Origin of the sequence: Pantoea sp. 1B4 (assembly GCF_016925765.1) — a bacterium.
GTDB classification, from domain to species: Bacteria; Pseudomonadota; Gammaproteobacteria; order Enterobacterales; family Enterobacteriaceae; genus Pantoea; species Pantoea agglomerans.
Map to the genome: position 1 here is coordinate 845,022 of NZ_JAEUWZ010000001.1, position 12,558 is coordinate 857,579.

9 protein-coding genes and 3 pseudogenes are annotated in these 12,558 nt (G+C 56.0%); 4 read left to right on the forward strand and 8 right to left on the reverse strand.

Annotated elements, in window-relative coordinates:
- The first annotated feature begins 16 nt into the window (after positions 1–16).
- Together thiL and pgpA are read left to right on the forward strand one after the other, a co-directional pair.
- Complete coding sequence (gene thiL / locus JNO11_RS03930; RefSeq protein WP_010255374.1) at positions 17–994, forward strand: thiamine-phosphate kinase; 978 nt, start codon at positions 17–19, stop codon at positions 992–994.
- Positions 984–1,478, forward strand: coding sequence for a phosphatidylglycerophosphatase A (pgpA, locus tag JNO11_RS03935; protein WP_031293112.1), 495 nt, complete (start codon positions 984–986; stop codon positions 1,476–1,478). The genes thiL and pgpA overlap by 11 nt, the downstream gene beginning before the upstream one ends.
- A gap of 64 nt (positions 1,479–1,542) precedes the next feature.
- Here pgpA and JNO11_RS03940 read toward each other — a convergent pair whose 3' ends face one another.
- The 4 genes and pseudogenes from JNO11_RS03940 to xseB form a co-directional block, all read right to left on the reverse strand.
- Positions 1,543–2,517, reverse strand: a complete 975-nt coding sequence (locus tag JNO11_RS03940) for an aldo/keto reductase (protein ID WP_033756762.1) — start codon at positions 2,515–2,517, stop codon at positions 1,543–1,545.
- Between the two features lie 82 nt (positions 2,518–2,599).
- Positions 2,600–4,465 (reverse strand): annotated as a pseudogene (gene dxs / locus JNO11_RS03945) (1-deoxy-D-xylulose-5-phosphate synthase).
- Between the two features lie 19 nt (positions 4,466–4,484).
- Positions 4,485–5,385 (reverse strand): annotated as a pseudogene (gene ispA, locus JNO11_RS03950) ((2E,6E)-farnesyl diphosphate synthase).
- The gene (gene xseB / locus JNO11_RS03955; RefSeq protein ID WP_010255382.1) at positions 5,385–5,627 is read right to left on the reverse strand and encodes an exodeoxyribonuclease VII small subunit; all 243 of its coding nucleotides are present in this window, start codon (positions 5,625–5,627) and stop codon (positions 5,385–5,387) included. Before xseB ends, ispA begins: the two are co-directional and overlap by 1 nt.
- A gap of 235 nt (positions 5,628–5,862) precedes the next feature.
- On the opposite strand from xseB, the gene thiI reads away from it, so the two are divergent.
- Positions 5,863–7,311: a tRNA uracil 4-sulfurtransferase ThiI gene (thiI, locus tag JNO11_RS03960; protein WP_022626121.1), complete on the forward strand. Its 1,449-nt coding sequence runs from the start codon at positions 5,863–5,865 to the stop codon at positions 7,309–7,311.
- Between the two features lie 80 nt (positions 7,312–7,391).
- Here the strand turns inward: thiI and yajL are convergent.
- Both yajL and panE read right to left on the reverse strand, forming a co-directional pair.
- A pseudogene (gene yajL, locus JNO11_RS03965) lies at positions 7,392–7,989 on the reverse strand (protein deglycase YajL).
- On the reverse strand, positions 7,943–8,863 hold the full coding sequence (panE, locus tag JNO11_RS03970) for a 2-dehydropantoate 2-reductase (protein WP_325176949.1): 921 nt from the start codon (positions 8,861–8,863) through the stop codon (positions 7,943–7,945). The pseudogene yajL and the gene panE overlap by 47 nt, the downstream one beginning before the upstream one ends.
- Before the next feature lie 135 nt (positions 8,864–8,998).
- Between panE and JNO11_RS03975 the strand changes: the two genes are divergently transcribed.
- Positions 8,999–9,490, forward strand: coding sequence for a YajQ family cyclic di-GMP-binding protein (locus tag JNO11_RS03975; protein ID WP_003852530.1), 492 nt, complete (start codon positions 8,999–9,001; stop codon positions 9,488–9,490).
- A gap of 673 nt (positions 9,491–10,163) precedes the next feature.
- On the opposite strand, the gene JNO11_RS03980 is transcribed toward JNO11_RS03975, so the two are convergent.
- The gene (locus JNO11_RS03980) at positions 10,164–11,528 is read right to left on the reverse strand and encodes an MFS transporter (protein ID WP_010255391.1); all 1,365 of its coding nucleotides are present in this window, start codon (positions 11,526–11,528) and stop codon (positions 10,164–10,166) included.
- Positions 11,529–11,661: 133 nt separating this feature from the next.
- Complete coding sequence (gene cyoE, locus JNO11_RS03985) at positions 11,662–12,549, reverse strand: heme o synthase (protein WP_010255394.1); 888 nt, start codon at positions 12,547–12,549, stop codon at positions 11,662–11,664.
- Positions 12,550–12,558 lie beyond the last annotated feature (9 nt).

Below are 12,558 nucleotides of genomic sequence, written 5' to 3' on the forward strand. Positions count from 1 at the left end.
TAAGCGGAACGCAATTATGTCTTGTGGTGAATTTGAACTCATCGCACGCTACTTCAACCGCAGAACACGCAGCCGCCGTGATGTCGAACTCGGCATCGGTGACGATTGTGCGTTACTTAGCGTGCCGGAAAAACAGACGCTGGCGATCAGCACCGATACCCTGGTCGCGGGTGTGCACTTCTTACGGGATATCCATCCTGCCGATCTGGGTTACAAAGCCCTGGCTGTGAATCTCAGCGACCTTGCTGCCATGGGCGCCGATCCCGCATGGCTGACGCTGGCCTTAACGCTGCCGCAGGTCGATGAGAGCTGGCTCTCTGCCTTCAGCGAAAGCCTGTTTGAACTGCTGGAATATTACGACATGCAGCTGGTCGGTGGCGACACTACCCGTGGCCCGCTGAGCCTGACGCTGGCGATTCACGGTCTGGTGCCGCAGGGCCGCGCCCTGAAACGTTCAGGCGCGAAGCCGGGTGACTGGATTTACGTGACCGGTACGCTGGGTGACAGCGCGGCGGGCCTGGCGTTGCTGCAGCATCACTGCCGCATCAGCGATCCGGCGGTGCATGAAGCGCTGATTAAACGTCATCTGCGTCCTATGCCGCGCATTCTGCAGGGCCAGGCGCTGCGTTCGCTGGCCTCCTCAGCGGTGGATCTTTCCGACGGCCTGATTTCCGATCTCGGCCATGTGCTGAAAGCCAGCGGCTGTGGCGCACGGCTTAATCTGGATGCGTTGCCCCTTTCGGCTGCGCTGCGCGACCATTTCGACCCTGAGCAGGTCCTGCGCTGGGCGCTGAGTGGCGGAGAAGATTACGAACTCTGCTTTACGGTGCCCGAGGTCAATCGCGGCGCGCTCGATGTGGCGCTGGGTCATCTGGGCGTGCCCTATACCTGCATCGGGCAGATGGCACCGGAGTCGGAAGGCTTAACGCTGCTGGATAATGGCAAGCCCGCCACATTCCGTCATAAAGGGTTTGATCACTTTGATGCTAAATAACGACGTGGCGAAGAGTCGCCTGCGGATGAGCAATCCCTGGCATCTGCTGGCGACCGGTTTCGGCAGCGGATTAAGCCCGGTCGTGCCTGGCACCATGGGATCGCTGGCGGCCATTCCGTTCTGGTGGCTGATGACCTATCTGCCGCAGGATCTCTATTCGCTGGTGGTGCTGGTCGGTATCTGCGTTGGCGTCTATCTCTGCCATCGCACCGCTAAAGATATGGGCGTACACGATCACGGCAGTATTGTCTGGGATGAGTTTATCGGCATGTGGATCACGCTGATGGCGATTCCGGTCAACAGCTGGCAATGGGTTTTGGGTGGCTTTGTGCTGTTCCGTATTCTTGATATGTGGAAGCCGTGGCCGATTCGCTGGTTTGACCGCAATGTGCATGGCGGCATGGGCATTATGGTGGATGACATTATTGCAGGCGTGATTTCCGCTGCCATGCTGTATGGCTTTGGGGTCTGGCTGGCGGGTTAACGGCCAGGGCTCTTCACACCGCGACAGAAGGTGACGCCCGGGCAGGGCGTCTCCTTCTCTGATTTTATTCGAATCCTACCGGCTGATGCGGCTGATAGACCTCTTCCAGCAGTGCAACTTCCTCGTCACTCAGCGTGACATCCACCGCCTTCACCAGATCCTCAAACTGCTCAGCACGCGACGCACCAATAATCGGTGCCGTGACGGCAGGCTTACTCAGCAGCCAGGCCAGAGCCACCTGCGCCCGCGTTACACCTTTACCTTCCGCCACCTGCGCCAGCCGCTCTGCAATCACGGCATCATTCTCTTCGGTATTGTCGTAGAGCGACGCCATCACTTTGTCAGAGGCGGAACGCGCGGTATTTTCCCCCCACGGGCGGGTCAGCTTACCGCGCGCCAGCGGACTCCACGGCAGCACGGCAATCTGCTCTTGCAGGCAGAGCGGATGCATTTCACGCTCCTCTTCGCGCTGAATCAGGTTGTACTGATCCTGCATGCTGACAAAGCGATGCCAGCCCTGTTCCGACTGCATCTGCAACGCCTGGGCAAACTGACTGGCGTGCATCGACGAGGCACCGATATAACGTGCTTTGCCAGACTGCACGACTTCATGCAGCGCTTCCAGCGTCTCTTCCAGCGGCGTCTCATAATCCCAGCGGTGAATCTGCAGCAGGTCGACATACTCCATGCCGAGGCGCTGCAGGCTGTCATCAATGGATTGCAGAATATTCTTGCGCGACAATCCCTGTGACAGATTGGTCAGCGGGAAATAGACTTTGGTGGCGACCACGATCTCTTCACGGCGGGCAAAGTCTTTCAGCGCCCGGCCCAGGATCTCTTCGCTGCTGCCATCTGAATAGCTGTTGGCGGTATCGAAAAAGTTGATCCCCGCGTTCAGCGCCTGCTGGATCAGCGGACGGCTGCTCGCTTCCGGCAGCGTCCATGCATGGTTGCCGCGCGTGGGCTCGCCATAAGTCATGCAGCCAAGACAGAGACGCGACACCTGCAGATCGGTGGTACCCAGTTGAATCGTTTTCATGGTGGAGGCTCCTGCGAAAGTGCAAAGGTCTTAGCATAGCAGGATGTTGCGCTCCCCGAGGGGGGAGCGCAGAGAGGGGAGGTTACTGCGCCAGCCAGCGGACGATCTGCTGCTGAATGCCCTCCGCGTCCAGCAGATAGTCATGACGCACTTCATCCTGCGTGCCCTGCGGGATGAACTCATCAGGCAGACCGATGTTCAGCACCGGAACAGCCAGACGTTTCGCCATAACAAATTCATTGACGCCACTGCCGGCACCGCCTTTGATGGCGCCTTCTTCCAGCGTAATCAGCGAGTCGTGCGTGGCGGCGAGCTCGGCGATCAGCGCCTCATCCAGCGGCTTCACAAAGCGCATATCGACCAGAGTCGCATTCAGCGCTTCCGCCGTGGCGGCTGCTTCCGGCAACAGGGTGCCGAAATTCAGAATCGCCAGCTTTTCACCCTGACGTTTCACCACGGCTTTACCCAGCGGCAGGCTCTGCAGCGGAGCCAGTGGCGTACCGACACCAGTGCCGCGCGGATAGCGCACCGCACTTGGACCATCCTGATAGTGATAGCCGGTGTAGAGCATCTGCCGACACTCATTTTCATCGCTGGGGGGTCATGATCACCATATCCGGCACGCAGCGCAGATAGGCGAGATCAAACGCGCCCTGGTGAGTCTGACCATCCGCGCCAACAATACCACCGCGATCGATAGCAAACAGGACCGGCAGTTTCTGGATGGCGACGTCATGGATCAGCTGATCGTAGGCGCGCTGCAGGAAGGTGGAGTAGATAGCAACAATCGGTTTATAGCCGCCAATCGCCATACCGGCAGCGAAGGTCACGGCGTGCTGCTCGGCAATCGCCACATCGAAATATTGTTTCGGGAATTCGCGTGAGAAGGCCACCATGCCGGAGCCTTCGCGCATTGCTGGCGTAATCGCCATCAGTTTCGGATCGTCGGCGGCCATTTCGCACAGCCAGTTGCCGAAGATTTTAGAGTAGCTTGGCAGACCTTCCGCGCTTTTTGGCAGTTCGCCAATCGCAGGATCAAATTTAGGCACGGCGTGCCAGGCAATCGGATCTTCCTCTGCCGGGGCGTAGCCTTTACCTTTCTTCGTCATGATATGCAGGAACTGCGGCCCTTTCAGGCTGCGCATGTTGCTCAGCGTATTGACCAGCGTCAGCACATCGTGCCCATCTACCGGGCCGATATAATTAAAGCCCAGCTCTTCAAACAGCGTACCCGGCACGACCATGCCTTTGAGATGCTCTTCGGTGCGTCTTACCAGCTCTTTGATCGGTGGCAGGCTGGTCAGCACACGCTTGCTGCCTTCGCGCAGTCGCGCATAGGTTTTACCCGACAGGATCTGCGCCAGACGGTTATTCAGCGCGCCGACGTTTTCGGAGATCGACATCTCGTTGTCGTTGAGGATCACCAGCATGTCCGGCTTGATATCACCGGCATGGTTCATCGCTTCAAACGCCATGCCAGCGGTGATGGCGCCATCGCCAATAATACAGGCGGTGCGACGACCCTGACCTTCACGTTCTGCCGCCGCGGCCATGCCGAGACCGGCACTGATGGAGGTTGACGAGTGTCCGACGCTCAATACGTCATATTCACTTTCGCCGCGCCATGGAAACGGGTGTACGCCATTTTTCTGACGAATCGTACCGATGCGATCGCGGCGACCGGTCAGAATTTTATGGGGATAAGCCTGATGACCCACATCCCATACCAGATGGTCGAAGGGGGTGTTATAGACATAATGCAGCGCAACCGTCAGTTCGACCACGCCCAGACCCGACGCAAAATGGCCGCTGGAGCGGCTTACACTGTCTAACAGATACTGACGCAGTTCATCACAGAGCGCAGGCAACTTCTCTTTCGGCAGGGCGCGCAGCTCTGAACCGTGTTTGCCAGCGCCAGTGTCGGGTATTTAGCAATATCAAAACTCATCAGAGACTCATTATGGAAGTTATTTGTCGCGTTCAATTATGAAGCTCGCCAGCGCCTGCAGTGCTGTAGTGTTATAAGAGTGCGCAGCGAGCATTTCTAACGTATCAAGTGCTTCCTGATACAAATCCCGCGCTTTAGCTTGGGCATTTTCAAGGCCTAACAGTGAAGGATAGGTGCTTTTTCCCAGATGCTGATCGGCACCCTGGCGTTTTCCGATCACCGCTGTGTCACCGATCACATCCAGAATGTCGTCCTGCACCTGAAACGCGAGACCAATGGCCTCTGCATAGTGGTCGAGCAGCGGCAGGGCTTCCCGGCCAGCATCGCCCGCCGTTAAGGCGCCTAACCGTACCGCTGAACGGATCAGCGCGCCGGTTTTATGACGATGGATCTGCTCCAGCTGGTCCAGATCCACAGATTTACCTTCCGCCGCTAAATCAAGCGCCTGTCCGCCACACATGCCGGCCACGCCGCTGGCTTTCGCCAGTTCAGAGAGCATCATCAGACGATATTCAGCGCTGACACCGGGCATCGCCTGGTCGGCCAGAATTGAAAAGGCCAGCGTCTGCAGGGCGTCGCCCGCCAGAATCGCGGTATCTTCGCCATATTTAATGTGACAGGTTGGCTGCCCGCGACGCAGTGCATCATCGTCCATTGCGGGGAGATCGTCATGAATCAGAGAGTACGCATGAATGCATTCAACCGCGGCGGCGGGGGGCATCCAGACTCGCCGGGTCGGCGTGGAGCATTTCGCCGGTAGCGTAGACCAGAAAAGGACGCAGGCGTTTACCGCCTAATAATGCCCCATAATGCATGGCATTCACCAGAGGAGAACTCTGAAAAGGAAGTGGCTCTATAAAACGCGTCAGTGCGGCGTTAACCTGCTGCTGATACGCGTCGAGTAATCGGGCGAAATCCATTAGCTGTTTTCCGGCGTGAAAGCAGTGAGGTCGGCATCTTTATCATCGTTCAGCAGAATACGGACCCGCTGTTCAGCCTGCTGCAGCGTCTGCTGGCCAGTCCGCGCCAGCTGCACGCCGCGCTCAAATTCGTTCAGGGCTTCTTCCAGCGGCAGTTCACCACTTTCCAGACGGCTGACAATCTGCTCCAGCTGCTGCAATGACGTTTCAAAGCTGGCTGGCTGTTCGGCTTTTTTCGGCATATTTCGTGTCGACTCACGGTTGGGACATTATCTCGCAATCGGTCATGGTAGCTGAGACCCTATGATTAGCAAAATAATCAATGCGGCGGCTGATGAAGAAGCAGTCACCTGACAAAGGTGATATACTCCCGCGCCTCGGATGCGGTTGCGCCTTGCAGCCCGCAATTTTGTGATTTTACCAGCTAAGTGCTGCCTGTTTTAGCACTTATTTGCCCAACGAAGCTGTGTCGCCGCCATGAAGTTTATCATCAAGTTATTTCCTGAAATCACCATCAAGAGTCCGTCGGTGCGTTTGCGCTTTATCAAGATTCTTGCCAGCAATATCCGCAACGTCCTGAAAACCGTTAGCGACGAAATCGCCGTTGTGCGTCACTGGGATCACATTGAAGTGCGTTCGAAAAATCCGGTGCTGCGGGACATTATTCCCGATGAGCTGACGCGCATTCCGGGGATTCATCACGTTTTAGCGGTTGAAGATCGTGAGTACACCGATATTCATCACATCTTTGAACAGACTTTAGTGCAGTATCGCGACAGCCTTGAAGGGAAGAGCTTCTGCGTGCGTGTTAAGCGTCGTGGTAAGCATAGCTTCAGTTCACAGGATGTGGAGCGCTATGTTGGCGGCGGTCTGAATCAGCATATTGAAAGCGCCCGCGTACAGCTTAAAAACCCGGACGTTACAGTGAATCTTGAAGTTGAAGAGAATCGTCTGACGCTGGTGACTGCGCGCTACGAAGGTCTGGGCGGTTTCCCGATCGGCACGCAGGAAGATGTGCTGTCGCTGATTTCCGGTGGCTTTGACTCCGGCGTCTCCAGCTATATGCTGCTGCGTCGCGGCAGTCGCGTACATTACTGCTTCTTTAATCTTGGCGGTGCCGCCCATGAGATTGGCGTCCGTCAGGTTGCGCACTATCTGTGGAATCGTTTTGGTCGTTCACACCGCGTGCGGTTCGTGGCGATCAATTTTGAGCCGGTAGTGGGTGAGATCCTCGAAAAAGTGGATGACGGCCAGATGGGCGTGGTGCTGAAGCGCATGATGGTGCGTGCCGCTTCGACGATTGCTGAGCGCTACGGCGTGCAGGCGCTGGTTACCGGTGAAGCTGTAGGTCAGGTGTCGAGCCAGACGCTGACCAACCTGCGCCTGATTGATAACGCCTCTGATACGCTGATTCTGCGTCCGCTGATCTCTCATGACAAAGAGCACATCATCAGGATTGCCCGTGAGATCGGCACCGAAGATTTCGCCAGCACTATGCCGGAATATTGCGGTGTCATCTCAAAAAGCCCGACCGTGAAAGCGGTGAAAGAGAAGATCGAGGCTGAAGAGCAGAATTTCGACTTCACGATTCTGGATCGGGTCATTGAAGAGGCGACCAACGTCGATATCCGTACCATCGCTGAGCAGACAGAAGAGGAGGTGGTTGAAGTTGAGACTGTCGCCCTGCTGAGCGAGAACGACGTGGTGCTGGATATCCGCTCTATTGATGAGCAGGAAGAGAAGCCTCTGGCACTGAAAGCCACGGAAGTGAAGTCGCTGCCGTTCTACAAACTCAGTACGCAATTTGGCGATCTCGATCAGAACCGGACCTGGTTGCTCTACTGCGATCGTGGTGTGATGAGCCGTCTGCAGGCACTCTATCTGCATGAGCAGGGCTTTAAAAACGTGAAAGTCTACCGCCCGTAGTGATGCCTGAGAGCCAGTCAGCGCCTGTTCGGGTCTGACTGGCTGCACTGCTTAAAACAGATCGTTTTAACTCAGCGTGTTCACGCCTGATAGTCATAAATGCCGGGAGCCAGCACCAGCTGTGCGGCCACCTCGCGCGCCATCTCTTTTCCCACCAGCAGATCGATCAGCTTCAGCGCAAAATCCATTGCCGTGCCAGGCCCCTGGCTGGTCAGCAGATTGACGCGCGGATCCCAGACCACACGTCGCTCCATCCACTTGTCTGACGGAATGGTCTCTTTTAAGCCGGGAAAGCCAGTCATGTTACCGACCGGGAAGAGATCGTGGGGGGATGAGTACTGTGCCTGCCGCTGCGCAGATAGCGGCGACGATCCTTTCATTGAGGTGAAACTGGCGTACCGTTTCGACTAACAGCGGACTGTCACGGAAGGTTTCGGCGCCTTTCAGGCCGCCGGGCAGGACGATGGCGGCGAAATCATTGTCGGCGACTTCAACCAGCGTCACGTCAGCCAGCAGACGAACACCGCGTGAGCAGACGATCTCCCGGTTGCCGTCGCTTTCGACGCTGGCGGTGACGACGTTCAGCCCGGCCCGTACCAGCAGGTCGATAGTGGTGACAGCTTCGGTTTCTTCACTGCCATGTGCCAGGCAAACCAGCACTGATGCGTTCGCGGTCATAATGGGACTCCTTGCGTTTTACAATGTCATACAGACGGGTGTTCTCCGTCAGCACCATGCCGTGCGTCCGGGCGCGGCGCAGCAGAAAACCGCTGATATAGTCGATTTCGGTAAGACGCTGGGCGCGTATGTCCTGCAGCATCGAAGAGGTGTTGGCCGCGGTGCTTTCAATCACGTCGAAGATGATGTCCTGCAGGCTTTCGCTGGCAACGTTCTGACCTTCGCGCTCCATGACCCAGCTGATCTCTTCGCACAGTTGCGCGATCTGCTCCGGATAAGCGCGCAGGGCACCGTTCTGGCACTCATACTCCACGCTAAGCGGATTGATGATGCAGTTCACTGCCAGCTTGCGCCAGCAGGCCGCCCGGATGTTGTCATGCCAGGCGACATCAGGCAGGGCATGATGCAGGATATCGGCGAGATCGCTGTAAGCGGCGCTTTTGCGGTTACCGGGGCCGATGTGGGTAATGCCACTGGCGATGTGTTTAATAACGGTGCCGTCGCGCATCGCCGCATGGGTGGTGACGCCGCGCAGCAGCGGCTGAGTCAGCCCTTTCAGCTCTTCCAGCGTCCCCATCCCATTGTGCAGCAGGAGCACCGGGCAGTTTTCTGGCAGCACGCTTTCCAGATTTTTCACCGCGGGCGAGACCTGCGGGGCTTTGAGCGTGACCAGCAGCAGCTGGCTTTCTGCCAGAAACAGCGGATCGTTGGCGATAAACGTGCGGTTCGAAATGTTACCCTGTGGATCAATCACATTGGCTGAACAGTAGGGCTGCGGCACCCGCAACCATCCCTGCACCTCATGTCCCTGGCGGGCAAGGGTTGTCATCCAGATCTGACCCAGAGCGCCGCAACCTAACACGGTAATTTTCATGCTGCCTCCCGCTGGCGGGCTATCCATCTATTATTTACTGTCACACTTTCATTATAGCGTTGTGTGCAGCCTGATTTTATTTAGCACCTTAAGACGCGTATTATGCATGTCACTTTAGCGTCAGGAGAAGAAGAGATGCCATCTTTCGATATCGTTTCAGAAGTCGATCTGCAGGAAATTCGCAATGCGGTGGAAAATGCCAACCGTGAAGTGTCTACCCGCTTCGATTTCCGCAACGTGAGCGCCGAGTTTGAGCTCAACGAAAAGAATGAAACCATCAAAATCACCAGCGAGTCCGATTTTCAGGTTAAGCAGCTGGTGGATATTTTGCGTGAGAAGTTACTGAAGCGCGGGATTGAAGGCGGTGCTTTAGAGGTGCCGGAAGAGATTGAGCACAGCGGCAAAAGCTGGGCGGTCGATGCCAAACTGAAAAAAGGCATTGAAAGCGACGTGGCGAAGAAGCTGGTGAAGCTGATCAAAGACAGCAAGCTGAAAGTGCAGACCCAGATTCAGGGTGAAGCATTGCGTGTAACCGGCAAAGCGCGTGATGATTTGCAGGGTGCGATGGCAATCGTGCGCGGCAGCAATCTGGGGCAGCCATTCCAGTTTAAAAACTTCCGCGATTAAGCGGGGGCCGGCTGAATTTCAGCATGAATGCAGTGATAAAAACCCGGCTAAGGCCGGGTTTTTTTGTTGTTGAGTTTGGGTGGGCTTCTGTCGCTTTAAACAAGTCGAAATTCTGGAGAGAGTTGGGAGCTGTAGGGCGTCTGTGCGATCGCGCGCTTGCTCAGGGAGCCTGTGCCTTTCGCAAAAAGACGCAAAAGCGCCATCCATGGCGGCTCAGCGCGGGCCATCCCTGGCCCGCGATGCTTTGCTACAGGCACAGGCTCCCATCGCCTTGGATTTATGAGTTGTCTGTAAGAAGGCTTGTGCCGGGTTTGGCGCGGTTGAGCCTATGCTGGCCCCCTTGCTTTGAGTTTATAAGCTGTCTGAAACCAGGATTGAGTTGGATTTGAGTCTATTAACAGATTCAAATCCTGGGGGAACTTAGCAGCAACTCAAAAGCTCAGGGGCGCAGGGGGGCACGGTCAGAGGAGGAAAGCGTCCCGCGCCAGGACGGCGCGGGCCGAGCGTGCCATGGATGGCGGCTTTTGCGACTTTCCGATCTGACCGTGTTCCCTGAGCCAGCTCGATCTCACAGCGAAATGGACTGATGTTGCTCACCCTATCAAGCTGGCTCTCTGGGCCTGCTTCCTAAGTCAGATCGATCTCACAGCTAACATGCCAAACCGGTTTTTTATCAGCAACTACCCAGCAGAGCTTCCAGCTCAGGGCGGCTGGTAACCTTGCTATCAATTTTGATATAGGCGCTTTTCTCTTCGGGCACGATAAACACAGAGTTGACGCCCGGCTGCGCTTTCAGGCGCTGCTCCAGATTCGGCACGGCCAGTGCGGCATCACTCAGCACGATGCGCAGGCTGCTGACATAAGGCGGTTCCTGCATTGTCATGCTGACAAACAGCCAGGCTGCGGCCACCATCGCGCCAACCAGGAATACGGTCTGCGCATCGAAATGACCAAATACCCAGCCACCCATGCTGCCGCCAACGGCCACGCCCAGGAACTGGCTGGTGGAGTAGATCCCCATCGCCGTGCCTTTGTAGCCCGCAGGCGACTCTTTACTGATCAGCGAAGGCAGAATCGCTTCCATCAGGTTGAAAGCGAAGAAGAAGAGCTGAACACCCACCACCAGCGTCCAGAAATGTCCTTCCGCGCCCCACAATACGATCTCAGCAATGACAATCATCCCGACGCAGCCGACAAAGACACGCTTCATGCGGCGCTTCACTTCGGCATAAATGATGAAAGGTACTACGCCGGCAAAAGCGATCAGCATGGTGGAGAGATAGACTTTCCAGTGTTCGGGAGCCGGGAAGCCTGCCTGTTCAAACTGCCCCGGTAACGCGACAAAACTCGACATCAGCAGGACGTGCAGGCAGAAAATACCGATATTGAGCTTCACCAGACGTGGGTTAGCCAGCACTTTGCGGAAGCTGCCTTTAACCATGCCTGATTCACGGTTCAGAACATGATGGGAGGCCGATGGCACCACCAGCAGAGTGATTACGATACCCAGCGACGCCAGAATCGCAATCATCCAGAACAGCGCATGCAGGCCCAGTGCGTGAGTAACAATCGGGCCGACCACCATGGCGATCGCGAAGGTAACGCCAAAACTGATGCCGATAAACGCCATCGCTTTGGTGCGGTTCTGCTCACGGGTTAAATCGGATAACAGCGCCATCACGGCAGCGGCAATCGCGCCTGAGCCCTGAAGTGCACGGCCCAGAATAATGCCCCAGATGGAGTCGGTGCAGGCAGCAATAATACTGCCCAGGACAAACAGCAACAGTCCGCCAACGATCAGCGGCTTACGCCCGATGCGATCGGAGAGCAGACCAAAAGGAATCTGAAATATCGCCTGGGCAAGGCCATAAATGCCGATTGCCAGGCCAATTAAGGTTTCACTCGCGCCCTGTAATGCCATGCCATAAGTGGTCAGTACCGGCAGGACCATAAACATTCCCAGCATGCGCAGGGAAAAGACCGTACCGAGGCCCCATGTGGCGCGCAGCTCCACCGGAGTCATTTTATTATCGTTCATTCCAACCTCTGTTAATGTGCTGCATTTATTCTAGGGGGCGGGGCAGGGCGGGTAAAACAATAGTTTTTAAGCAGTGGTAACAAAAAAGAAAGGGCGCGAAAATCGCGCCCTTTTCATGCTGTATCGGTGCCGGTTACCAGACGTAAGTCAGCAGGTCCTTCGAGGCCGGAGCCATCGAATCCACCGACATCATCACGCTCAGTGCGGTGATGGTCACGATAGAGAAGACAAACAGTTTACGCGCCCAGACACGGTCATCAGCGGTTTTATAACCCGATAACGCCATGCCCAGCCACCAGACGCTGACCGCAGCAGCCACCACCAGATATTTGTAGCCCGCGTAGCCTCCCAGCGTCAGCATCAGCGTGGCAATCATAAACGCCAGGATATAGAGCGTAATATGATTTTTAGCCACGGAAATGCCTTTCACCACCGGCAGAACCGGGATGTTCGCTGCCTGGTAATCTTTAAAGCGGAAGATGGCAATCGCGTACGAATGCGGCATCTGCCACAGGCTAAAGATCGCCAGCAGGATTAATGCGCCAGCATCAAACTGGTTAGAGACCGCGCAGTAGCCGATAACCGGCGGCGCAGCACCCGACAGACTGCCAATCAGCGTACCGTAAACGGAATTACGCTTCATGTAGAGACTGTAGATGCCCACGTACACCACGAAGCCCATCACCGCCAGCCACATGGCCAGCGGATTAGCACCGAAGTAGAGCAACGCAAAGCCAGCAATACCCAGCACAGTGGCATAAACCAGGCTTACTTTCGCGGAGATGAGGCCTTTTACCAGCACCCGATTCCTGGTTCTCTCCATCTTGATGTCAATGTCGCGGTCGATCACGTTGTTAAACACGCAACCCGATGCAACCACCAGTGACACGCCCACCAGGGTGATGAGAAACAGGGCGTAATCCGTGTTGCCTTTGGAAGCCAACAGAAATCCGCCGATCACAGAAATTAAATTCCCGAAAATAATTCCTGGTTTTGTAACTTGCAGGTATTGCTTAAACATTACGCGTGA

Bases quoted from the DNA above. Each gene is read 5' to 3' on its own strand.
- thiI (WP_022626121.1), top strand. From the start codon at position 5,863: ATGAAGTTTATCATCAAGTTATTTCCTGAAATCACCATCAAGAGTCCG.
- thiL (WP_010255374.1), top strand. From the start codon at position 17: ATGTCTTGTGGTGAATTTGAACTCATCGCACGCTACTTCAACCGCAGA.
- JNO11_RS03980 (WP_010255391.1), bottom strand. From the start codon at position 11,528: ATGAACGATAATAAAATGACTCCGGTGGAGCTGCGCGCCACATGGGGC.
- panE (WP_325176949.1), bottom strand. From the start codon at position 8,863: ATGAAAATTACCGTGTTAGGTTGCGGCGCTCTGGGTCAGATCTGGATG.
- JNO11_RS03975 (WP_003852530.1), top strand. From the start codon at position 8,999: ATGCCATCTTTCGATATCGTTTCAGAAGTCGATCTGCAGGAAATTCGC.
- xseB (WP_010255382.1), bottom strand. From the start codon at position 5,627: ATGCCGAAAAAAGCCGAACAGCCAGCCAGCTTTGAAACGTCATTGCAG.
- pgpA (WP_031293112.1), top strand. From the start codon at position 984: ATGCTAAATAACGACGTGGCGAAGAGTCGCCTGCGGATGAGCAATCCC.
- JNO11_RS03940 (WP_033756762.1), bottom strand. From the start codon at position 2,517: ATGAAAACGATTCAACTGGGTACCACCGATCTGCAGGTGTCGCGTCTC.
- cyoE (WP_010255394.1), bottom strand. From the start codon at position 12,549: ATGTTTAAGCAATACCTGCAAGTTACAAAACCAGGAATTATTTTCGGG.